Raw genomic sequence first — 22,634 nt, forward strand, 5'->3', positions numbered from 1 at the left:
GATCACAGCGCGAGGTGGCGATTCATCGACATGGCCTCCTCGGCCAGGTCGGGAAGTTCGACCACCTCGACGCCGTGGTCGCGCAGATTCTCCACGCCGACACAGTTCTCCACGAAGGTGCGCGGTTCACGCCACGCGATGACGACGCGCGGAATTCCCGCGGCCAGGATGCGATCGGCACACGGGACGCGGCCGACCGAGGCCCGGGTGGAACACGGTTCGAGCGTGCTGTAGATGGTGGCCTGCGCGAGCCGGGGATCGGCGCCGAGTTTGTTCAGTGCCGATTCCTCGGCGTGCACCTTCGCCTCGGTTTCGCGGGAGTAGCCGTGGGCGAGTTCGACGCCGTCCGGGCCGACGATCACCGCGCCGACCGAGAAGGCGGTGGCACTGGGCGGGCACAGCCGGGCCAGGCCGATCGCGTGATGCATCCAGAACCGGTGCGCCCCGGGCCGGCCGGGGATACGGCTGCCCGACTCGACCGACTCCCACGCATCGGATTCGGTTGTCACTGTGCGTCTTTCATCGTCGCCGAACTCCCATCGGAGGGTGCCGGCCGCGGCAGATACCGCAGGACTGCGATATCTCCGAGGCGAGTGATATCCACCAAAGCCATTCTGCGCCGAGAACCGCCGGGAAAGTCGGCCGGATGCAAAAATTTCGGGGCCGCGCTGTCACCGACCAGCACCGGGGCGACCGCCATCAGCAGTTCGTCGGCCAGATCCGCCGCCAGGAAGGCGGTGTGGATGCGGCCACCGCCCTCGACCATCAGGCGGGCGATCCCGCGCTCGCCCAGATCGTCGAGGAGCGCGCCGAAGTCGACGGAGCTACCGAGGGCGACGACCTCGGCTCGGCCGGTGAGCCGATCGCCCAGCCGCTCCCGCCCGGCCGTGGTCGTATAGACCAGCCGCCGGCCACCCTGGTTCCACAACCGCTGCCCGGGGTCGAGTTCACCGCTCGCGGTGACGACGACACGTACCGGGAATTCGGGTTTTCCCGCCGCGATCCGCGCCTCGCGTCGCCGCTCACTGTTCAGCGACAACCGAGGATCGTCGCGTCGCAGGGTCTCGGCTCCGATCAGAATCGCGTCGGATTCGGCACGCACCTGGTCGACGCGATCGAAATCCTGGGCGTTGGACAGCAGCAATCGTTGCGGACCGGCGTCATCGATATATCCGTCGATGCTGGTGGCCACCGAGAGCACGACGTAGGGCCGGGCCATCAGCGCCGCCGGGGCACGATGACCGCGCCGAGCTCATGCATGCGCAAACTCCTTGTCACGGTGAGGCTTCCGCGTGCCCCGGCGCGGCGGCCCGGTCACACCAGCGCGGCGACCTCGGATTCGAGCGTCTGGACCAGGCCCTCGGCCGGACGCTCGCCGCACACCTCGAGCCAGTTCGCCAGCATCCGGTGCCCACCCTGGGTGAGCACCGATTCGGGGTGGAACTGCACGCCGTGGATGGGCAGGTCACGGTGCCGCACGGCCATCACGATGCCGCTCTCGGTGCGTCCGATCACCTCGATATCACCGGGCAAGGTGTCCTCGAGCACGGTCAGCGAGTGATAGCGGGTGGCGGTGAACGGGTCGGGCAGCCCCGCCAGCACTCCGGCGCCGATGTGGAAGACCGAACTCGTCTTACCGTGCAGCAGCTCGGGGGCGCGGGTCACGGTCGCGCCGAACGCCTCTCCGATCGCCTGATGTCCCAGGCACACGCCGAGCAGCGGAGTCCGGGTCCTGGCGCAGGCGCGGACCAGTTCGATACTCGCGCCGGCACGGTCCGGGGTGCCCGGGCCCGGGCTGATCAACAGGCCGTCGAAATCGGCGGCCACGGCGTCGGTGTCCTGCAGCCGGGAGTCGTCGTTGCGCCAGACGGTCGCCTCGGCACCCAGCTGGCCCAGATATTGGACCAGGTTGAATACGAAGCTGTCGTAATTGTCGACGACCAGAACACGCATGGTTCGAGAGTACGTGGCACCACCATCGATACGCAGCTGAGATAGCCTTTAGGCAGACCTGCACGCCGAATACGAGGACGTCATGCCCAAGTCGAAGGTCCGCAAGAAGACCGACTACACGATCAACCCGACCAGCCGCACCCCGGTGAAGGTGAAGGGCGGTCCGTCGCCGGTCTGGTATGTGGCGATCATGCTCGGCTTCATGCTGGCCGGTCTGGCGTGGTTGCTGGTCTACTACCTGGGCGCCGACCACATCCAGTGGATGAGCGATCTCAACGCCTGGAACTTCCTGATCGGCTTCGGACTGATGGTGATCGGCCTGATCATGACGATGCGGTGGCGTTGATCGTGCTGTCGCACGGGTGGCGCTGATCGTGCTGTCGCACGGGTGACGCTGATCGTGCTGTCGCACGGGTGACGCTGATCGCGCGGCGTTTGCGCTTATTACACGCGTGTGATTCATGCACACCTGTGGATGATTTTGTGGACAACTCGAGGAGCAATTGGGGACCGTGAGCACACCGCCCGAACACCCCGAGTCCGATCGTCCGGAGTCCGCTGGGAAATTCGGTAGTTCGGAGCCGGCGCCCCGGCTCGAGTGGTCCACGCCGGCGCCCGCCCTGGCCGCGGTCACCCTCGGCGGAGTGGCGCTGGCAGTGGCCGCCGCGTTCGCCTCCGACGCACCGAGCCGGCTGTTGATCGGCTTGGCCGCGGCGCTGCTGCTGTGCCTGGCCGGATTGGGCTTCCGGCAGCGCCCGCGCCTGACCGTCGTTCCCGGAAAACCGGCCCAGCTGGTGATTCGGGGCCTGCGCGGGCCGGTCGGCTACGGTCCCGACCAGATTCTGCGGGCCCGAGTCGTCGGGTTCCGGCGCCTGGGCCGCAGCATCCCCAATCTGGAACTCGACGTCGACCACAAGGGCGAGGAGCGGCTGGTCATCTTCGGCCGCTGGGACCTCGGTACCCACCCCCAGGACGTCCTGGATGTGATGAGCGTGCACGGTCTCGTTCCCGCCGAACCCCGCGACAACTGACGGGATCCGCCGCGGACCGAATCAGGCGAGAACCGCCGCACCCGCGCCGATCAGCGCGATCGTCAGCGCCGCGAGGCTTGCCACCGAACCCCATCCGATCCATCGGATCGAATCCCGGGTCCGCGCCCGCAGCCATTCCGGCAGGAACAGGATTCCGGCGGCGGCGAGCGTGCCCGCCACCAGTCCACCGAGATGGCCCCACAGCGAGATACCCGGCAGCGACACGCTGATGAGCAGGTTGATCGCGATCAACACCAGCATCTGCACGGGGCTCTGCCGCAGCCGCAGCAGAATGACGGTCATCGCGCCGAACAGGCCGTAGATGGCGCCGGACGCACCGGCCGTGGCGGAATCGGTCGCCAGCCACATGACGGCCGCCGATCCGCCGAGCAGCGAAACCAGATAGATCGCGAGGAATCGCGCACGTCCCAGCACGAGTTCGGTATCGCGGCCGAGAATGTAGAGGGCGAACATGTTGACCACCAGGTGCAACGGCCCGTAGTGCAGGAATCCGGAACCGAGGACGCGAATCCACTGCCCCTGTGCGACCCACTTCGGTGCGAGCACCCAGTCGTAGAACAGCTGCGACAGATGATTGTCGGTGACACTGTGGGCTTGGCTCGCGGTGACCGCGAAGACCGCGACATTGATCGCGATCAACGCGTAGGTGACATACGGCGTGCGACCTGCGGTGGCGGACGGACCGCTGACGGCCGGCCGGCCGGGACGAATATCGCTGCGCCCCTGCGCGACACACTCCGCACAGTGCTGTCCGACGGCGGCCGGTTGCAGACATTGGGGGCACGCCGGCCGCCCGCACCGCGTGCATGCCAGTCCGGTGGTGCGATCGGGATGGCGGTAGCAGGTCGGTGCGGGCGGTTGCGGATTCACGAAACTCCGATGGGTCAGCTCAGGGTGATGCTCGAGATGACGACCGGCTCCTTCGGCCGGTCGTTGCGGTCGGTCGCGGTGGTCGCGATGGCGTCGACGACCTTGCGCGAATCGGCGTCCACCACTTCGCCGAAGATGGTGTGGCGGCGATTCAGGTGCGGCTGCGCACCGACGGTGATGAAGAACTGCGAACCGTTGGTGCCGGGCCCGGCGTTGGCCATGGCCAGCAGGTAGCCGCGGTCGAAGCGCAGCTCGGGGTGGAATTCGTCGGCGAATTCGTAGCCCGGCCCACCACGGCCGGTACCGGTCGGGTCACCGCCCTGAATCATGAAACCGTCGATCACGCGGTGGAATACGCTGCCGTCGTAGAACGGTCCGGAGGTACCGCCGCCGGCGTTCTTCGTCGTGTAGGCCGCGCTGCCGTCGGCGAGGCCGACGAAGTTGCGCACCGTCTTCGGGGCGTGGTTACCGAAGAGCGAGATCTTGATATCGCCGAGGTTGGTGTGCAGGACGGCCACGGCGGTCTGATTCGGTGAGGTCACGCCGAATATCGTGCCATGTCGGCTGTCCGTACTCGCAGGGCGCGCCTAGCCGGTGTGCGCCGCGTCGTCGGCCGGCTGCACCGACGTCCCGGGTGCGGTCGCTCCGCCCGCGTATCCCAGCCGCGGTGGTTCCGCGGCCGGCTCCGGCAGCTGCGGGCGACGCGAGGCGGCCGCCCATGCGGCGCCGCCCGCGGCCGCGGCAACGCCCGCCGCGATGAGCCGATTACGCAACCGACCGGATTTCCGGGAACTGCCCAACTGCATGCCCCCATGCTGTCACAGCCCCGGGCCGCCCGCAGTAGCGCCAGGTGAGAGCCTCATCGGCTGACGGACCGCTTGAACTGACGCAGTGCCAGTGGCACGAAGATCACCAGAATCGCCACCACCCAGATCAATGTCGTCGCCACCGGATGCTGCAGCGACCACACATCAGGCGTGGGATTCGCCGGACTCGTGTTGCCGAACAGATCGCGCGTCGCCTGCGTCACCGCCGAGACCGGATTCCATTCCGCGACCACGCGCAGCGGCGTGGGCAGCACGTCGCTGGGCACGAAAGTGTTGGCGATGAAGGTCAGCGGGAAGATCACCATGAAACTGGCGTTGTTGAACACTTCCGGCGCCCGCACCAGCAGACCGACCACGGCCATGATCCAGGAAATCGCGTAGGCGAACAGCAGCAGCAGGACATAGGCCAGCACGGCCTCGAGGAAGGAGCCGTGGATGCGCCAGCCGACGAGCAGTCCGGTCACCGACATCACCACCAGGCTCACCACATTGATGGCGACGTCGGCCACGGTGCGTCCGACCAGGACCGCCGAGGGCGCCATCGGCAGCGAGCGGAACCGGTCGATGATTCCACGCTGCATATCCTCGGCCAGGCTGGTGCCGGTGAACGTGGCGCCGAAGACCGAGGTCTGGGCGAAGATGCCGGCGATCAGGAATTCGCGATACGAGGTGCCCTGCACGCTGATCGCCGATCCGAAGATGTAGGCGAACAGCAGGACGAACATGATCGGCGACAGCGTCGAGAAGATCAGCACGTCGGGCACTCGTTTGATCTTGATGACGTTGCGCTTGGCGATGGTCAGGCTGTCACCGGCCACGATGGCCGCGCGTTCGGCCAGCGTCGGTCTGCGGGTATCGATCGCCGCGGTGATCATCTGCTGTGTCCTTCCGTGGCTTGTTCGAGGGTCTGCGCGGCATCGGCCGGGTCGATGGAGTCGGCGGCCTCGTGCCCGGTCAGGGTGAGGAAGACGTCGTCGAGCGAGGGCCGCCGCAGGCCCACGTCCTGGATGCGCACCCGGTGCGCGGACAGCCGCTCGATGGTGTCGACCAGCGCCTGTGAGCCGTCGTCGACGGGGATGGTGAGCCGCCGCAATCCCGGTTCGACGTGGATATCGCCGACGGCGAGCCCGGCCAAGGCCTGCTGCGCGACGGCGAGGACGTCGGCGTGCTCGACGGTGAGCTCGATCCGGTCGCCGCCGACCAGGGCCTTGAGCTCGTCGGCGGTGCCGCGCGCGATGACCGTGCCGTGGTCGATCACCGCGATCGCATCGGCCAGCCGGTCCGCTTCCTCCATGTACTGCGTGGTCAGCAGCAGGGTGGTACCGCCGGCGACCAGTTCCTCGATCACATCCCACAGATCCAGCCGGGCCCGCGGGTCGAGGCCGGTGGTGGGCTCGTCGAGGAACAACACCGGCGGATTCGCCACCAGGGCGCCGGCCAGGTCCAGGCGGCGGCGCATCCCGCCGGAGTATCCCTTCACCGGCCGGTCGGCCGCATCGCTGAGCCGGAAGCGTTCGAGCAGTTCCCGGGCACGCTGTTTACTGCGTTGGATGCCCAGGTGGTAGAGCCGCCCCACCATCTCCAGATTCTCGAAGCCGGTGAGGTATTCGTCCACGGCCGCGTACTGGCCGGAGGCGCCGATGTGCGCGCGTAACCGCTGCGGTTCGCGCAGGACATCGATACCGGCGACGGTGGCGCGGCCGGCATCGGGTGTGAGCAGCGTGGTCAGCACCCGGACGGTCGTGGTCTTCCCGGCGCCGTTGGGGCCGAGCAGTGCGGTCACCGTTCCCTCGGGAACCGCGAGATCGAGCCCGTCGAGGGCGACGAGCCGACCGTATTTCTTGACCAAACCCTCGGCGATGATGGCGTCGGGCATGCTTTTCCCCTGCCGTTCGATGTGGATGTGAGGTTTGCTACTGCCGTGCAGTATTGCCCACACCACCGACAAGTTCATCCGAATAAGCCCCCATCGGGCACCGACTCGACCGGCCGGGAAACGGAGGTGGTCGCATCCCGGGATCCGGCGGTGCTCGGGGGTGCCGGCGGGATGCGACCGATTCGATACTCCCGCGCCCGCCCTCGAAGGTCGCGAGTAGTGCGCTACTCGAGTACGTCCCGCGCGGCTACCTACCGTCGCTCGCGTAAAGCCCCAAAGGTGTGAAAACGCCCACGACCGGGCGGCGCCACACCCGCACAGCTACCGAATTCGACGCCGGCGACGAGGCCCGGCCACCGCCGATCGTTTCACGTGGAACAAGTTTATTCCGCTGCGTCGCAACATATTTCGCGATCGCCACCGTGACGGCTGTCCGGCTCTCGGCAAACCGGACGAGCCGCCCCGCAACACGCCAGAGAAAAAAATTTCGAAACTAGCGCCCCTCATGCAGACACAAACGAGAATCGTCGCGTAGGATCAGTCACGTCGGCCCCTCCCCCCCGGGCCGACCCTACGCGGGCCTCGGCTAACTCCCCCCCTTCGCCGAGGCCCGCTTCCAATTCCCGGACTTTCCGAGCGGCACACGGAACGCTTCCCCCGTTGCGCGACAGCGCATTCAGCCCGGGTTCCGCCGCAGCACATGCGAACCCAGACGGTTGATTCCACGCACTCGCACACTGCGCAGATTCCGCAGCGAGAACTCGGGTTCGTCCGCCAATTGTGTTGCCGCACCGTCGTCCACCAGGACGGTGCCCGGCCGCGCGACACCGGTCAGCCGTGCCGCGGTATTCACCACCGAACCGTAGAGATCACCGAACCGTTGCAACACTTGCCCATAGGCCAGCCCGACCCGCAGTTCAGGGGTGGTTCCGGCACTCGTCGTGGCTTCCTGGATCGCCAATGCGATCCGGCCGGCGGCCACCGCGGATTCGGCCGCGAACATGACCTCGTCGCCGACGTTCTTGATGGTCCAGCCACCGTTCGCGGTGATCGCATCCGTGGTGACGGATTCGAACGACTCGAGCAGATCGTCCAGTTCATCGGCTTCCAGATGCCGGGTCAGCCGGGTGTAGCCGACCATATCCGCGAATCCGACGGCCAACTCCCGCAACGTTTCTCCGGTGCCGTCGCCGGCCAGGGACCGGGTCAGCGCCGCCGCGAGATGCCGCCGCCACGCATATGCCTGCAGTTGCTGCAGCGCCGACACCACCTCGGCGGTCGCCTCCCGGGCCACCTTGTCCTGGTCCACCCCGGGATCGCCCGCCGTGATCGACCGGATCCGGTCGGCGATCTCCTCCGCGACCAGATCGACCTGCCATTCCGCCAATCGCGCCATCGACTGCCCGAGGGTGCGCGCGGCCGCCTGCTGCCGGCGCACATCGGCGCCGGCCAGCGCGTCGAGACTGCGGAAGTTCCGGACCGCGTTCACATCGCCGTCGGTGAATTCCACCGCGGCGTCGTCGTCATGAGCCGGAAAGCCGAGCGAAACCCACAGCCGCCGGGACAGCTCGGCCGGCACACCCGACAGTTCCGCGACCTCGACCCGGTTGTAGCGGCGAGGTCCCTCCAGTAGATAGGGCTCGACGACCGACTGGACCAGCTTCGACAGCTCCGGGGAGGCCATAATTCCGACGATACGGATCCCGCCGGAGCCGGGTCGCCCGCCGATGACTTGTCACAGCCGAGCGACCCGGTCGGTCACACGCGGTCCGGGCCGGGCTGCCAGGTGGCGACCGCCCAGATCACTACGACATTCAACGCGATCACCAGGATCGACCACGCCGGGTAGTACGGCAGCCACAAAAAGTTCGCGAGAATCGACAACGCCGCCAACGTGATTGCCACGATCCGGCCCCACGTGGTGCCGGCCATCAGACCGAGGGCGGCGATGACCAGCAGGATCCCCAGCACGATGTGGATCCATCCCCAGGTCGTGGTGTCGAACTGGTAGACGTAGTCGATCCCCACGACGAACAGGTTGTCGTTGGCGACCGCCGAAATTCCTTCCAGAATCGAGAGCACACCGACGGTGACCAGCAGGATCGCCGCGCCGATCGAGGTTCCGGCGGCGATGCCCTGACGTACCGGATGCTCCTGCGGGGTTGTGGTCATGGCAGAACTCCTTCCCAGCCGAGGGGCTTTCCCCTGAATGTGCCCATCGCGACGCGCCGTGACTTCACCCGTGGCGGGTGAGTATCGGGCGCGGTCGTTCCGCCGGACCGGTTCGCGGCCGGATCTCGAGCTCATCCCGGGCGGATGAGGCGACCACCAGCGGTTGTGCACGAGCCTGGAGGCGAGCAGGCAACCCGGCCGAGGAGGTGAGTTGGTCGTTGTCGATCCGCTATCAGTTCGTCATCGATGGTGAATTGTCCGAGCGGGCCCTGGCGGCATTTCCGGAGTTGAGCCGTAGCGAGCATTCCTCGGCGGGCACGACCACGCTGTTCGGCGCACTCTCCGACGCCACCGCCATGCGGGGTGTGCTCGCGCGGATCGATTCGCTCGGACTGACACTGCTGGGAATGGCACAACTGCCCGACTCCGCCGGCTGAGGTCGCCGCCGGCTACGGTGCCTCGTCCGGATCGGGCGCCCGGTCCTGGATCAGCACGCCGACCCACCGGGTGGTCGGATCGATATCGAGCAGCAGCGCCTTCATCAACAGGGTCAGCGGAATCGCCAGCAGCGCACCGAGCGCCCCCAGGACCCACGACCAGAAGACCAGCGACAGGAACGTCACGGTCACGCTGAGGCCGACCGCATCCCCGACGAATTTGGGCTGGATGATCGACTGGATGACGAAATTGATCACCGAGTAGACGACGATCACCCACACCATCAGCATCGGCCCGCTGTCGAGCAGCGCCAGCAGCGCCGGCGGAATCAAGCCGATGACGAAACCGATATTCGGAATGTAGTTGGTGATGAACGACAGCAGCGCCCACAAAAGCGGAAGCGGCACGCCCATCAGCCACAGCGCACCGCCGTCGAAGATGGCGACGATCAAGCCGAACACCGTGGAAACCACCAGGTACTTCCGGGTGCCGCTGGCGAATACGCCCAGCGCATACGCGATTTCGGGTCGAGCCTTGGCGACCACCGCCAGTTTCCGATCGATCATCATGCCGTCGATCGCCATGAACAGCAGCAATGCCAGCACGAAGAACAGATTGGAGAAGATTCCGAGCGCATTGCTCAGCGCGACGGACAGGACATCGACGACCTTGCCCACATCCAGACCGTTGAGCGCGTTGTGGATCTGCTCGGTGTCCACCCCCAGATCGGCGAGCGTATCCCGCACGCCGTTGAGCATGTCATCGAGTTTGTCGGAGTATTTCGGCAGTTCGGATGCCAATTGCGCGATCGAGAGCACCAGCGCGCCGAGCAGGACGAGCAGGATCAGTACGACCAGGATCAGCGCCGCCACCATCCCGATCCACGGGCGCCAGCCGCGCCGCTGTACCCAGGTCTGCACCGGCTGAACGGCCATGGTCAGCATCAGCGCCAGGAAGGTGGGACCGAGCACACCGGCGAACGCCCTCATTCCCAGGACTGCCACCACCGCGCCGGCGACGGACAGCATCACGATCAGTCCGCGCGGAAGCGGCCATGTTCCCCCGGAAGCGGGTGGCGGAGCCGCTCGCTCGGCCCGCGCGGGCCGATCTCGTCGCAATTGCATCGGAATTACCTCGCCGCCACTGACCGGACTGTCGATTCTCCGACCGACACTACGGCTCCGACCGGCCCGGTAGGTCCTGCGCCACGGCCGAATTCGACGGCCCGAGTCCAATTCGAAATCATGATGGAACACACATTTTGCCCGATTTCAGCAAATGATTAGTGTACGTTTCAGTTTGGAGAAAGCAGGCTTCACCGACATTGCCTTCGGCGAAGGCACAGCTCCGGGAGGCGCTTTGAACGCTTCGCCCAGAACAACGCGATCGCTATCCGATAGCTCAACCATTGCCACCATCCGCAGTGGCCTCCAACTCGGCGTGCCGGAACTCTCCTTCGTACCGCTGTCGCTTCCCGCCGCTCACGCCCGCATCGACGAGGCGGCGACGACCGGCGCCGGACAGGCCGTATTGATCTGCGCCCCCGCGGGAACCGGCAAGACCGTCCTGGCCGCCGACTGGGTGACGCGACTGGCGACCCGGCATTCCGACTGCCGGGTGGGCTGGCTGACCTTCACCGGCCGCCGCGGCGAATCGGCCGATCTGTGGCGTGCGATCGCCGGAGTGCTCGACCTCCCCGTCGGATCACCGGACCGGGACCCCACCGGTCCGCTCGCCGAACCGGCGACACTGGTGGACCGGCTGACCGAGCGAGCCGAACCGACGGTGCTCGTCCTCGACGACGCCCACCTGCTCACCGACCCCTTGGCCCTGGCGGGGCTGGAGTATGTCGTCGAAAACGCACCGCCGACCCTCACGACGATCGTCACCGGCCGGTTCGATCCGCCGCTGCGATGGCACGGGCTCGAGCTGAGTGGCCGGCTCACCCGTCTGACCGCGCGCGAACTCGCGCTCGACGACGAACGCACCGCGGCCCTGCTCGGCCAGCACAACCTCCACCTGAGCGCTGCCGATATCGCCGGGATCCAACGGCTGACCTGCGGCTGGGCCGCACTCGTACGGATCGCCGCGATCTACCTGGCCGCGAATCCGCAGGACCGGCCGACCGCGTTGGCGGCATTGGCCCGCGCGCCCCACGCCATCAGCGACTTCCTCGTCGGCGAGCTACTGGGCGCGCTGCCCGACGACGCGCTGCACTTCCTGCTCGCCACCGCGGTACCCGAGGAGTTCAGTGTCGCGCTGGCCACCGAGCTGGTCGGCGAATCCGCCCCGGCCACACTGGAATATCTGCTGCGCAACAACCTGCCGATCACGTGCGTGGCACGTTACGGCGAACTGTGGCACAGCTATCACCCGATGCTGCGGGCCTACCTGCTCGCCGAGGCCGCGCGCACGCTTGCGAACCGGCTGCCACGCCTTCACCGCAGCTGTTCGGCATGGTTCATCGATGCCCGGATGCCCTCCGCGGCACTGCATCATGTGCTCGCCGTACCGGGGCACCCGCAGCTGTCGCGGTTCATCCGCGAACACGGCCCGAGGTTGGTGTTCGGCGGGGAAGGGCCGTCCTTCTTCGCCCGGCTCGACGACGTCGGCGAACTCGCCGACGATCAATTCGTCCAGCTGCTGCGCATCGCCGAGGCCGTGAGCCGCGGGGACGTGGCGGCGTGCACGGCATATCTGGATCGACTCGAAGCAGAACCCTGTTCGGCCTCCGCCCTGGTACCCGCGTCCTGGCTGATCGCCCTGCGCACCGCGGTGGTCGCGGATGTCGCGGTGTTGACGGGCGCCGAACCCGCTGCGCCCGAGCCGGCGACGCCCACGCCGACCGGTCAGGCCGAACTGGACTGCTACATCGTCGCGCAGGTGGCCAACGCGCATCTGCATCGCGGCGATGTGGCGCGCGCCGAATCGGGACTGTGGCAGGCGCTCGCGCTGGCCGAACACGCCGGACTGGGCCGCTTCGTCGTGCCGGCGGCGACGCGGTTGGCACTGTGCGGCGGTATCGGCGGCCATCTCACGGTGATGTGCAAGCGGGCCGAACACGCCGTGGAACTCGCCGAGAAGTACGGACTGCGAACACATTCCGCGATGACGCATGCCCAAGCGATGATCGCCTACGCGCATTACCTGCAGGGCGATCCGATCGAGGCCCACGGGCAGCTCCCGCCCGCCACGACGAGCGGCCTCTCTCCCGCGCCGACCGCCGACCGGCAGGCGCTGGCGTTGCTCCGGCTGATCGAATTCGATTCCGCCACAGATCGTTTCCTGGCCGCCGATACGCTGCGGATGCAACTGCTCGACATGCTCGCCGAGCCGACACCGCCGCGCTCCGCGGGCAATCTGGTCCTGCACACGGTGTCGGCACTGCTGCGGATCCAATCCCGCGTCGGCGCACAGACTCTGGTCGAGCGAGCGATCGCGGTGCTGGGCCACACACCCGATGTCGTGCTGGCGCAGGCCTGCCTGTCGGAGTACGCGCAGACCTCGTCGACGACACTCGAACTGCTGCAGCCATTGCTGCGCCGGACCGAGGGACTGCCCGCGCTCACCGCCGTCACCGGCTGGCTCTTGTACGCCTCCGCATCCGACCATCTCGACCGTCCGGTCAAGGCCTACGAGGCGCTGGCGCAGGCGCTGAATCACGCCGCCGACGACCGGATCGTGCGACCGTTCCTGGAGGTGCCGGGAATCGTTGCGTTACTGGACGGTTCGGTCGGCCGTTTCGGTCACCACGACCGGCTGGTCGATCTGATCCGGTCCCATCCGTCGGCTCGCGGCGCGGCGCACAACCCTGGACTGACCGAAACCGAGATGTCGGTGTTGCGCCAGCTGCCGTCCGGGATGACGACGCTGAATATCGCCGAGGGCATGGGTGTTTCGATCAATACCGTCAAAACCCACTTACGCGGCATCTATCACAAACTGGGTAGCGGATCCCGGGCCGAGGCCATCGCACGGGCGCGCGAACTCGGTTTGATCTGATCGGAATCGGCCGAGCCGGCCGAAGGGTCGCCGAGAAAATCGCCGATCGCGGGCCAGGTCGAGCCGGCCGCGTCGGGACCCACCATCAGGCCCAGATGTCCGCCGGACACCTCCACGAACCGCACCTCGGCGGCGCCGGTGAGCAGTTCCACACCGCGGCGGGTGGAACCGGCGGGCACCAGCATGTCGGTGCGGCTGCCGATCAGCAGCACCCGGCAGGTCAGTTTCGACAGATCCACGACGAGATCCGAGCGCAGTCGAATCACACCGTCCGCCAATTCGTTTCGCAACACCAGACTGCGATAGATCTGCCACAGCGAACGTCCGGGATAGCCGGGCATGGTCGCCATGAAGCGGTCGACCGCTTCCATGCGGGCCAGCGCCTCGGTGTCGGCGGCATGCCGGGCGATGAACAGCGGACGGGTCAGCTCGCGATCGAAGGCCTGTAACCGGAAGCCGAGCCGGACCAGCTCGCGCGGCGCCCCGCCGAGCAATTTCGTCGCCAGGGCGACGCCGCGTCCACCGGTCAGCTTCCCCGCCATCCGGACCGGCACCAGGAACGGGGTGCGGCGCTGGTCGAACGGTGTGGCCAGGCCGGTGACCGACGCGATCGGCAGATCCGCATGGGCCGCCGCGGCGATCATCGCGAGCGCACCACCCAGCGACCAGCCGATCACGTCCACGGGTCGTCCGTGTTCGGCGGCGACGCGGCGCACCGCGTCCGGCACGATGCCGTGGGTCCAGTGCTCGAGGCCGAGATCCCGGTCGCCGTAATCGAAATCGCCGTAGTCGACCACATACGGCTGCTTGCCGATGGCGAGCAGATAGCGCACGAGGCTCTGGCCGTCCCGCAGGTCGAAGCAGGCCGGCGTGACCGCGAGTGGTGGTACCAGCAGCACCGGATTCCCGGTACCGGGTTCGTCACGGTCGTAGCGCAGCAGTCGATTGTGCGGCTGCTCGCTGATCGGTGTGGACGGCGCCGGCCGGTAGGGCTCGATTCCGTCGCCGAACGACACCGCCCAGATATTGCGCGCCGCGCGCGGCAGATCCGCAACGATCGCGACCACGGGCTGTTCCCTTCCACTCCCGGCCGCGATTCCCGCAGCACGCCGGTCCACACCGGCACCTCGACGAACGATAGCCATTCGATGGTAGGCAGGCAGCGCATCTGCCCGCTACGCGAAGTTACATATAACACGTTCGGTAAGGTCGGCGGGAATCGCGCTCACCGACCGAACCAGCGAGTCAGCGCCGTCGTCACACCCTCGACACCCTCGGTGGCTGCCCACGCGACATATCCGTCCGGACGGACGAGCACCCCGGCCGCCTCGCCGGCACCGGTCCCGTCCGAGGCGTTCAGCGGCTTCGCCGTGACGATCCGTACCCGGTCCTGCCACGGCGCCGCCGCGGCGCGCAGCTCCGCGGAGTCGGCGAAGTCGAACAGCACGCCCTGGCCGAAGGTGAAGTGTTCGGCCACGCGAGTCCCGTCGGAGAGGTCGCGATCGGGAACGATGGTGCCGACCAGTTCGTGGTCGCCGCCCAGGTGGTAACGGTGCAGGACGCCGGAGATCCGTTTGAACACGGTGGTCGCGCCGTCGCCGGTGGACAGCAGTTCGGACATCACCGCCCGCAGTGCCTTACTGCGCCGATCCAGCCGCATGAGCGCGACCTGCGCGCGAGTCCATTCCAGCACCCAGGCGCCGATCGGATACCGCTCGGCGGTGTAGGTGTCCAGGAGCCGCTCGTCCATCCGGCCGTCGACGACCGCGGCCAGCTTCCAGCCGAGACAGACCGCATCGCCGATTCCCAGATTCAGGCCCTGTCCGCCGAACGGCGAATGCACGTGCGCCGCATCGCCGGCGAGCAGCACGCGGCCCTTGCGATAGTCCGGCACCTGACGGGTGTTGTCGGTGAACCGGGTCGCCGAATGCACCGCCGAGACCCGCACGGGTACCCCGGCGACCCGGCGCAGGCTCGCCTCCAGCTCGGCGGCCGTGATCGGCGCGTCACGATCGACGGGCGGTCCGTCGAGTTCGACGGTCAGAAAACGGCCGGTAGTCGGTCCGTAGACATAGATGCCATGGTCGGTGTCGTGCCAACCCGGCCGCAGCCCTTCGGTTTCCGACATCTCCACCACCGCCTGCCGCCCGGTGATCTCCGGCCCGATACCCGGGAAGTCGAAGCCGGCGAGTCTGCGGACGGTGCTGCGTCCGCCGTCGCAACCCACCAGCCACGAAGCACGGATCTCGTCGAAACGGCCGCTCTCTTCGCCACCGTTGCCCTCGCCGGAACGGCAGCGCACCGTCACCGCATCGCCGTGGTCGGTCAGATCGGTCAGATGCACACCCCGGCGCACCACCACGCCGAGTTCCGCCGCGCGCGCACCGAGAATCTCCTCGATGCCCTGCTGGCTCACCAGCACGGCCCGCCCTGCCGGCCCCACGCCGGCGAAGGCCGGATCTTCCGCGTCGATCAGGTCGAACGACAACATGATTCCCGCGAAATGGCCCGCGATCGGCGGCCGGTTCGCGGCGCCCGCCGTCCCACCGGTGAACGCCTTCATCCGCTCGACCGCCGCCTGCTGATGCGACAGCAACTCGGGCAACAGTCCGCGCCGATCGAAGGCCTGTGCCGTCGGCACATTGATCGCTCCGGCCTTGATGGTCCGATCGATCTCCGTCAGGCGCTCCACGACCAGCACGTCGACGCCGGCCAGCCGCAGTTCACATGCCAGCATCAGCCCGACCGGGCCCGCACCGGCGACCACCACATCGAATGTCTCGCTCATGACATCGACCCTGCCGCCGGTCGCTTGCAGCTCCCTTGCACCGCGAATGCGCGGCTCGCGCAAGGCTCAGGTGAGCGCCACCAGTTCGTGCAAGGCGGTGCCGGTGCGCCGGACCGGTTCGGTCCCGCCGAGCACGGTGAGTTCGAAGGTGGATTCGAATCGGAAATAGCCCGGATGACCGATCAACCTGTGCGCCAGCGGTTTCAGCAATCGGGTGCCGACCACCGGAATATCGTCGAGGAGATCGTGGGCGTGAATCACCCGATCGACGGTCAGCCGCAACTCGACCTGATCGGGTACGCGCAGTTCGATCCACTCCGGATAGCCGCGCCCGGCGGTGGCGTCGAACCGCGCCGGCCCCTCCCGCAAGGTCGTCTCGCCGGTCGAGAGGACGATGCGGTCCCGATGAGCCAGCATGAGCGGCGCGATCTCGTGCGCTCCGCGGCGCTGCTGGGTCAGCACGTCGGCGAACAGCAGCGAATAGTCCTCGACATACAGCCGGCCCCAGTGCCAGCGCTCGATGATCTTGCGCATATCGCCGACGCCCCAGTTGTGGTCGGCGTAACCGCGACCGGTCACGGACCGCTCGACGCCGTCGATGGTCACGGTGCCGCTCACCCGGGCTCGCGGCGCGCCGACCACCCAGCCGAAGGAATCACCGCCGCCGAAATGCGTTTCGCCCTGTCCCGGCATCCAGCTGGGCAGTTCGTTGTCGAAGCGCAGGTCGAATTCCAGACCGTCCTCGGCCAGTCGCAGATGGTGTGTCGGCAACCCGCCGGGCCGGAATTCGGTGTAGGCGCGGTTGTTTCCGATCCGCACATCACAGGATCGCGCATCGAACGACGCCTGATTGCGGGGATACTTCCGCGAGACCTGCCGGCGGGTGCCGTCCGGTTCGTAGACCATCAACTCGACCCAGGGACGCGCGTGCGGGAAATCCTCGGGGCGGCGTTTGGTGAGAAATCCGACGACGGTGTGCCCGCTGTCGAGATGCGCGTCGAAATACCAGTGCTCGAAGGCGAGCGAACTCGCCGCGGGGTGGAGTGCGTTGTGCCGCGGCTCGACCGTGGTGAGTTCGCCGTCCCGGCGGCCAGGACCGTTCCATGCCTCGACAATGGCTGTGTCGTTCATCGCCGCAACGCTCCGCTCGCATCGAATTCCGCTTCCCGGCCCTGCATTTGGGCGCGGTACCAGTTCTCCCGGTGCCGGACCATCACCTTCTCGTGCAGCCTCCCGACCGGCGGTATCCGGCGCACGAATTCCATGGCGGTGATCAACGGGAGCCGCAGCACCGGAATCAGCAGCCAGGGAAAGGCCGGGGGCATACGGTATTTGCGCCGTGTGCCGGGCGCCATGTACATCGCCGAATACACCGAGTTGATGCGGTAGTTGTAGGCCGCCCGCAACCGGCTCGCGCCGCGGTGTTCGGGGCGCGGGGCGAAGGCGGCGGGATAGGACTCGATCAGTTCCGCGCCGTGCACACCGGCGTCGTAGGAACGCGAGGCGATCGTCATCGCCAGCACCCGCAGCGAGTCGATCACCGTTTCGGGATGCCACTGCAAACGCACGCCCAGCAGATAACCCATGTACCTCTGAAAGTGCAGCAGCGCACGGATTTCCGACGGCGTGGTCTGATAGCCCAGTGCCCACAGCCCGAGCCCGGGTGTCACACTGCCCGCGATCAGGGTCAGCAATTGATAGGTCTGGCTGATCGGCAGTCCCCACTTGTCGATAGCCCATTCGGGATGGCCGGCCACCCGCGCACGCACCGACACGTGCATCACTCGGACCTTCAGTGCGGTGGCGCGCCCGGTCGACCCCGGCGTCAGCAGCGCATTCGGCTGCGAGACGTCCATCCAGAATCGGCAGGTCTCCAGATACCTACGCAGCGCACTGTTTCCGGCGTACCCGCCCGCCAGCGACAGCGGCGTGGCGACCGCGGATTCGGTGTACATCTCCAGCGTTTCCGCACCCGCGAAGCTGAACAACATGGTGCCCCAGCGCCGCCAGATGGCCGCGCCCTGTTCGACCAGTTCCGGACGCACCCATTCGGGCACGGTGTCGAATTCGGCGAACAGTTCGCGCATCGAATCCGGTGCCTCGGCAACGGCATCGATCCCCTCGGCCAACGCCCGGTCCAGCAGAGCCCGGCCGGCCGCCGAACCGCCGGGACCGTGCATCACCTCGGCGACGAATCGTTCGGCGACCGGATCACCGGCGAACAGGTCCTCGGTGAGGGCGCGCGCCTGGTCGTCGGTCGGAAAGAGTTCGGCGCCGGTCACCTTCCGCACGATCGCTTCCAGCCGCTGGACGGCGGGCTGCCGCTTGGCCTCCCAGTACCGGAAGGCGCTGGGGCATTTCAGGGTTCGTAGCTGGGTCGTCATTCGCATTCACCGCACCGTTCGGAATCGCAGCATCATGTCGTGGTCCTCGTGATCGAGCAGATGGCAGTGCCAGACGAAACCGCGCAGATCCGAATCCTGATGCGCGGCATGCTCCGCCGAATGCGCCGCACCCGGCATCGGCGGGCCGATCCTGGGGAACGACGCGTCGGGATCGAAGCCGAGTTCGTCGGAGGTGGGAAATCGCACCACGATGCGGGTGACGGTGCCGCCGTCGACTCGCACCACATCCTTGCGGCCGCTCTCCCACGGCGCCGGCGGCAGCGCCGGGCCCGCGAGGAAACCCTGCGGGTCGGGAGTCCAGCGGGTGCCGATCGGCGGTTGGGGATGAGCGAGTTGATAATCCACAGTCCGCAGCGGCGTCCTGCTCAGGATGCGGAAATCCACCAGGTGGATGTGGATGGGATGGGGATCGGGTGTGATGTTGACGATGTTCCACACCTCGGTCGTGCCCTGCCGCGGCATGTCGATATCCGGATCCGAATAGCGCAGGTTGTTCAGCGACATGATCGCGGGCGGCATCCGCAGTTCATAGGGCTGGCTGATCGTGAGGGTGCGCGACAGCGCCGGCACCGGCACCGGCGGCAGCACCGCGGGCTGTCGCGGCCCGCCGCGCAGCGTCTGCGGCACCGGTCCACGCAATCCCGCGCGATCCTCGGCGCGGAAGCGGCAGAACACCGGCATCGCGACCTCCCCGAGGATCGCCGCCTGGAACACCGGTTGTTCGTCGTTGCACAGGTCGACCGTCTCCCCCGGCGCGAGATCGGCGAAATCCACCAGCAGATCGATCCGTTCGGCCGGAGCGAGCCGCAGATTACGCACCGGCACCGGCGCATCGAGCAGTCCGTGGTCGTTTCCGATCACCCAGAACCGCATCCGATTGCCGAAGAACAGATTCCACGTACTGAACGAGGCGGCATTGATCGCACGGAATCGATACAGCCCGCGCGCGACCGGCAGCTGCGGCCACACCACCCCGTTCACCACCCCGACGTCGCCGACCGCACCGCCCTCCCACGAACCCGGCGGGACCACCGCGGTCGAACGCAGACTCTGGCGGCCGTCGGGCGTGAACAATTTCTCCTGCAGCACCAGGGGTATTTCGAACTCCCCCGCCGGCAGCCCGAGCGGATTGTCCGTAGCTCCCGTGTCGAATTCGTCGCGCAGCAGCATCATGCCCGTCAATCCGGCGTAGACGTTCGCGCGGGTGATCCCCATCGCGTGATCGTGGTACCAGAGGTGACCGGCCGACTGGCGCAGCGGGAAGTCGTGGTCGAGGTGCTGTCCCGGCATGACCAGGCGTTCGGGATGTCCGTCACTGGCGGGCGGCGTCACTCCGCCGTGCAGATGCAGCGAGGCCGGGACCGTGGTCCGGTAACTCTCCGGCACCCCGTGCAGCGTGGGGTCGATATCGGCCGCGAACGGATGGTCGCCGAGCCGGTTGTGGAATCGGACGGTGAGCGGGCGGCCGGCCTCGTGTTCGACGGTCGGGCCCAGATACGTCCGGTCGTTGTATCCGAATGCGGGCACCGCGGGCATATCGCGGTGAAAGCGATGGCTGGTGGTGGTCGCGACGAGGTCCAGGTGACTCCCGGTGACGACGGGTAGCCGCGGAAGTTCGTCGGCGAAGGGCCGCATCGGTGGCGAATGGAATATCAGCGGACTCTCGAACCCGCCCGGTGCGGGATCGGCGGTGGCCGTCACCGCACGCCCGGCCATCGCGGCCGTCAGACCCGCGCCGAAACCGCGCAGCATCGCGCGGCGGCCGATCGGTCGATACATCCCTCGCACCTTCCGAGGTGACACCGATCGTCACCCGTCGCAGCGACCATACCATTGAGTACAGTGGACGGTACTCGTTTGAATGGTCCGAGGAGGTGCGCCGGATGCGCGTCGAATCCCCAGCCGACCGGCTCCCCTACGATCGGGTCATGGACCTGGGCGACTCGGCGGTAAATGGATGACGACACCGAAGAAGGCCCCGGTCCCGGCCGAGAAGGCGGTGTCCGAGAAGGCAGTGCCGAAGAAGGCGGTGTCCAAAAAGGCCGAGGCACAACATCGCAACCGCCCACGGACGGCGCGGCTGTCGTACGACGACTGGGTGAACGGCGCTTTGGACCTGCTCGGGCGCGAGGGTGTGACCGCGATCCGGATTCCCCGGCTGTGCGAGGAACTGGGCGTCACCAAGGGCAGTTTCTACTGGCATTTCGACGATCTCGAACAACTGATGGCCGCGATGGCCGACCGGTGGGGCGACATGCAGAGCGAAGCCGTGCGCGCCCTCGCCGCCTTGGATTCGATTCCGGTCGAGTCCCGCATCGAACAGATGGCGGCCATGCTGGTGGATCCCAAGCACTGGATGGTCGAGGCATCGGTGCGGGAGTGGTCACGCACCGACGACACCGTGGCGGCGGCGGTCCGGGCGCTGGATCAGCGCATCTTCCGCACCGTGCAGACAGCGATGCTCGATCTGGGTTTCGAGCCGGTTCAGGCGCGGCTGCGCGCCGGCGCGATGGTGTATCTGGGAATCGGGCTGATCCACGGCCGCGACAATCTGCCGACCCCGACACCGGAGGAAGTACAGGCGGTCATCGACCTGCTGGCCCGGCCGTGAGTGGAGACGGGATTTTGTGAGCTGTGAACGTTGTGGAGCTGTGAACGTTGTGGAGCTGTGAACGTTGTGGAGCCTAGGGGAATCGAACCCCTAACCCCTGCCTTGCAAAGGCAGTGCTCTGCCAATTGAGCTAAGGCCCCGGTCGAGCGTGACGGCTCAGCGCGCGGTCACCTCGTGCCACAGATCCGCCTCGCTGCGCTTGCGAACCTTGGTGACAGCGAAGACAACTGCGGCAATGACACCGATCGTCAGAAGGAGTTTCATGCCGTCCACCCTACTGTGCCGCGACGGCCCCGGCAGACAGTGATCGGATCCGCCCGATCGTGAGAAGAAGAAGTGGAGCCTAGGGGAATCGAACCCCTAACCCCTGCCTTGCAAAGGCAGTGCTCTGCCAATTGAGCTAAGGCCCCCTCAGCCGTCGATGACGACCAGGTGTGTGAATGTGGGCCTAGGAGGACTTGAACCTCCGACCTCTTCGTTATCAGCGAAGCGCTCTAACCGCCTGAGCTATAGGCCCGTGGTGTTCGTCTCGACATGTTGTCGTGACTGACTCGGTAGAGACTACACAACCCTCCGATTGCTCTCCAAAACGCCTGGTCAGAGCGCCCGTAAAGCACGAACGGCCGGTCCGGTGAGAACCGGCCGGCCGTGCGTCGCGAGTCGTCAGTCCGGATCGGCCAGCGTCACCTGCACGCCGCCCACCAGATCGGTGCACTGGTTGTAGATGAATACACCCACCGTCGAGAGCGCGGTGAACAGCACCACGTTGATCAGGCCGATGACGGCCGCGTATCCGAAGACGCTGCCGGCGTCGATGATCGTCGTCGCCGAGGAGTTGTTGTCGTTCACCATGTCGGTGAAGGTGCTGTTCAGGCGGTCCCACACACCCATGCCGGACAGCACGATGTAGAGGAATCCGACGGCCAGCATCCACACGAAGAACATGGCGACGCTGATCACCAGCGACACCTTCAACGTCGACCACGGGTCGATATGGCGCACCTGCACGGTCGCCCGCAACGGCTCACCACTGGTGACCGCCTGGGCGACCGCCGCCTGCGCGGCCGGGGAGACGGTCGGCGCCGCGGTCTTCACCGCCATCGGAACCGACTGTGCCGCACCGGGGTCGGCCTGCGGCATCGGATGACGCAGATCCGACAGATCGGGCAGATCCTTGATCAGTTCCGGGCGGGCGATGCTGCGGGTGGGTCCGTCGATGCCGACGGACTTCACCATCGCCGCTTCCTTGCGCGCCGCCTTGGCCGCGAGGTCGGTGGTGGTGCGGGCGTTCTTCACCCCGCCACCGAGTCCGGTCTGCGAATTCGCCCGGCCCTGCACCGGGGCCTGGCCGGGGCGATTCAGATTCGACTGCGGCTCCCGCTGCGGCAGCTGCGACCACCCCTCCTCGAAGCGAGAACCACGACCGTCACCGGCCTCGCCGGCCTCCGGCGCCGAACCGCCGGGCTTCGCGGAATCGCCTTGCGACTCGGGGTTTGCGGGCGAACTACCCGAGCCGTTGTCGGCCGACGACCCCGACCGCGGCGCCGGCCGCGGCGGAATCGGTGACGGTGCGATCCGCTCGGTCACACCGTTGGCGTGGTTTCGCTCGTCGTTCGGCTGATTCGGAGTGGTCAATGCAG

General features: G+C 67.2%; 23 protein-coding genes and 3 tRNA genes. 5 read left to right on the forward strand and 21 right to left on the reverse strand.

The genetic code is table 11. The features are described from left to right. Positions 1–2 precede the first annotated feature (2 nt). From AC5592_RS05840 to AC5592_RS05850, 3 genes are all read right to left on the reverse strand, one after another. Positions 3–509, reverse strand: a complete 507-nt coding sequence (locus tag AC5592_RS05840) for a deaminase (protein WP_232329212.1) — start codon at positions 507–509, stop codon at positions 3–5. Continuing rightward, complete coding sequence (locus tag AC5592_RS05845; protein WP_036496929.1) at positions 506–1,219, reverse strand: RibD family protein; 714 nt, start codon at positions 1,217–1,219, stop codon at positions 506–508. The genes AC5592_RS05840 and AC5592_RS05845 overlap by 4 nt, the downstream gene beginning before the upstream one ends. A 95-nt stretch (positions 1,220–1,314) precedes the next feature. Next, positions 1,315–1,953, reverse strand: coding sequence for an aminodeoxychorismate/anthranilate synthase component II (locus tag AC5592_RS05850; RefSeq protein WP_036496928.1), 639 nt, complete (start codon positions 1,951–1,953; stop codon positions 1,315–1,317). 82 nt (positions 1,954–2,035) lie between these two features. Between AC5592_RS05850 and crgA the strand changes: the two genes are divergently transcribed. Next, positions 2,036–2,299, forward strand: a complete 264-nt coding sequence (crgA, locus tag AC5592_RS05855) for a cell division protein CrgA (protein ID WP_030516702.1) — start codon at positions 2,036–2,038, stop codon at positions 2,297–2,299. 166 nt (positions 2,300–2,465) lie between these two features. Beyond that, complete coding sequence (locus AC5592_RS05860) at positions 2,466–2,984, forward strand: PH domain-containing protein (RefSeq protein ID WP_084506370.1); 519 nt, start codon at positions 2,466–2,468, stop codon at positions 2,982–2,984. Between the two features lie 21 nt (positions 2,985–3,005). Here AC5592_RS05860 and AC5592_RS05865 read toward each other — a convergent pair whose 3' ends face one another. The 7 genes from AC5592_RS05865 to AC5592_RS05895 form a co-directional block, all read right to left on the reverse strand. After that, positions 3,006–3,875, reverse strand: a complete 870-nt coding sequence (locus AC5592_RS05865) for a rhomboid family intramembrane serine protease (RefSeq protein ID WP_084506372.1) — start codon at positions 3,873–3,875, stop codon at positions 3,006–3,008. A 14-nt stretch (positions 3,876–3,889) separates the two neighbouring features. Then, positions 3,890–4,417: a peptidylprolyl isomerase gene (locus AC5592_RS05870; protein WP_036496926.1), complete on the reverse strand. Its 528-nt coding sequence runs from the start codon at positions 4,415–4,417 to the stop codon at positions 3,890–3,892. Between the two features lie 45 nt (positions 4,418–4,462). Then, entirely contained in the window at positions 4,463–4,681 is a 219-nt protein-coding gene (locus AC5592_RS05875) for a hypothetical protein (protein ID WP_063063633.1), read from the reverse strand. Between the two features lie 53 nt (positions 4,682–4,734). Next, positions 4,735–5,577, reverse strand: coding sequence for an ABC transporter permease (locus AC5592_RS05880; RefSeq protein ID WP_051024065.1), 843 nt, complete (start codon positions 5,575–5,577; stop codon positions 4,735–4,737). Next, complete coding sequence (locus tag AC5592_RS05885; RefSeq protein ID WP_036496923.1) at positions 5,574–6,578, reverse strand: daunorubicin resistance protein DrrA family ABC transporter ATP-binding protein; 1,005 nt, start codon at positions 6,576–6,578, stop codon at positions 5,574–5,576. The genes AC5592_RS05880 and AC5592_RS05885 overlap by 4 nt, the downstream gene beginning before the upstream one ends. 676 nt (positions 6,579–7,254) lie before the next feature. Beyond that, positions 7,255–8,262, reverse strand: a complete 1,008-nt coding sequence (locus AC5592_RS05890) for an adenylate/guanylate cyclase domain-containing protein (protein ID WP_036496922.1) — start codon at positions 8,260–8,262, stop codon at positions 7,255–7,257. Between the two features lie 74 nt (positions 8,263–8,336). Beyond that, positions 8,337–8,750 (reverse strand): DUF7144 family membrane protein, encoded by a 414-nt coding sequence (locus tag AC5592_RS05895; RefSeq protein WP_036496921.1) that lies wholly within the window; start codon positions 8,748–8,750, stop codon positions 8,337–8,339. A gap of 206 nt (positions 8,751–8,956) precedes the next feature. Between AC5592_RS05895 and AC5592_RS05900 the strand changes: the two genes are divergently transcribed. Continuing rightward, positions 8,957–9,187 carry a DUF8691 family protein gene (locus tag AC5592_RS05900; RefSeq protein ID WP_036496920.1) on the forward strand — a complete coding sequence of 77 codons (231 nt, stop codon included), beginning with the start codon at positions 8,957–8,959 and terminating at the stop codon, positions 9,185–9,187. A 12-nt stretch (positions 9,188–9,199) separates the two neighbouring features. Here AC5592_RS05900 and AC5592_RS05905 read toward each other — a convergent pair whose 3' ends face one another. Continuing rightward, positions 9,200–10,312, reverse strand: coding sequence for an AI-2E family transporter (locus tag AC5592_RS05905; RefSeq protein ID WP_036496919.1), 1,113 nt, complete (start codon positions 10,310–10,312; stop codon positions 9,200–9,202). 316 nt (positions 10,313–10,628) lie between these two features. Here AC5592_RS05905 and AC5592_RS05910 point away from each other — a divergent pair, with 316 nt between their 5' ends. After that, positions 10,629–13,190: a winged helix-turn-helix domain-containing protein gene (locus AC5592_RS05910; protein ID WP_063063634.1), complete on the forward strand. Its 2,562-nt coding sequence runs from the start codon at positions 10,629–10,631 to the stop codon at positions 13,188–13,190. Here the strand turns inward: AC5592_RS05910 and AC5592_RS05915 are convergent. The 5 genes from AC5592_RS05915 to AC5592_RS05935 form a co-directional block, all read right to left on the reverse strand. Then, complete coding sequence (locus tag AC5592_RS05915) at positions 13,124–14,257, reverse strand: alpha/beta fold hydrolase (RefSeq protein WP_063920260.1); 1,134 nt, start codon at positions 14,255–14,257, stop codon at positions 13,124–13,126. The two genes, AC5592_RS05910 and AC5592_RS05915, sit on opposite strands and share 67 nt — an antisense overlap. Positions 14,258–14,415: 158 nt before the next feature. Beyond that, positions 14,416–15,978: an FAD-dependent monooxygenase gene (locus AC5592_RS05920; protein ID WP_157121606.1), complete on the reverse strand. Its 1,563-nt coding sequence runs from the start codon at positions 15,976–15,978 to the stop codon at positions 14,416–14,418. A 66-nt stretch (positions 15,979–16,044) separates the two neighbouring features. After that, the gene (locus AC5592_RS05925; RefSeq protein WP_063063635.1) at positions 16,045–17,109 is read right to left on the reverse strand and encodes a lipocalin-like domain-containing protein; all 1,065 of its coding nucleotides are present in this window, start codon (positions 17,107–17,109) and stop codon (positions 16,045–16,047) included. Then, entirely contained in the window at positions 17,106–18,362 is a 1,257-nt protein-coding gene (locus AC5592_RS05930; protein ID WP_063063698.1) for an oxygenase MpaB family protein, read from the reverse strand. The genes AC5592_RS05925 and AC5592_RS05930 overlap by 4 nt, the downstream gene beginning before the upstream one ends. 6 nt (positions 18,363–18,368) lie before the next feature. Further along, a complete protein-coding gene (locus AC5592_RS05935; RefSeq protein ID WP_036507666.1) occupies positions 18,369–20,162 on the reverse strand; it encodes a multicopper oxidase family protein in 1,794 nt (597 codons plus the stop codon). 178 nt (positions 20,163–20,340) lie between these two features. On the opposite strand from AC5592_RS05935, the gene AC5592_RS05940 reads away from it, so the two are divergent. Next, complete coding sequence (locus tag AC5592_RS05940) at positions 20,341–20,994, forward strand: TetR/AcrR family transcriptional regulator (RefSeq protein WP_063920249.1); 654 nt, start codon at positions 20,341–20,343, stop codon at positions 20,992–20,994. A gap of 67 nt (positions 20,995–21,061) precedes the next feature. Here AC5592_RS05940 and AC5592_RS05945 read toward each other — a convergent pair. The 5 genes from AC5592_RS05945 to AC5592_RS05965 all read right to left on the reverse strand — a co-directional run bounded on the left by AC5592_RS05945 (position 21,062) and on the right by AC5592_RS05965 (position 22,629). Then, a tRNA-Ala gene (locus AC5592_RS05945) sits at positions 21,062–21,134 on the reverse strand. A gap of 16 nt (positions 21,135–21,150) precedes the next feature. Further along, a complete protein-coding gene (locus AC5592_RS05950) occupies positions 21,151–21,258 on the reverse strand; it encodes a DLW-39 family protein (protein WP_210743954.1) in 108 nt (35 codons plus the stop codon). 73 nt (positions 21,259–21,331) lie between these two features. Next, positions 21,332–21,404: transfer RNA gene (locus AC5592_RS05955), tRNA-Ala, on the reverse strand. 33 nt (positions 21,405–21,437) lie between these two features. Next, positions 21,438–21,511: transfer RNA gene (locus AC5592_RS05960), tRNA-Ile, on the reverse strand. A gap of 146 nt (positions 21,512–21,657) precedes the next feature. Next, positions 21,658–22,629, reverse strand: coding sequence for a DUF3566 domain-containing protein (locus AC5592_RS05965; RefSeq protein ID WP_036496915.1), 972 nt, complete (start codon positions 22,627–22,629; stop codon positions 21,658–21,660). Positions 22,630–22,634: the final 5 nt, after the last annotated feature.

This window comes from Nocardia violaceofusca NBRC 14427, from assembly GCF_963869435.1.
Taxonomy (GTDB): Bacteria; Actinomycetota; Actinomycetes; order Mycobacteriales; family Mycobacteriaceae; genus Nocardia; species Nocardia aobensis.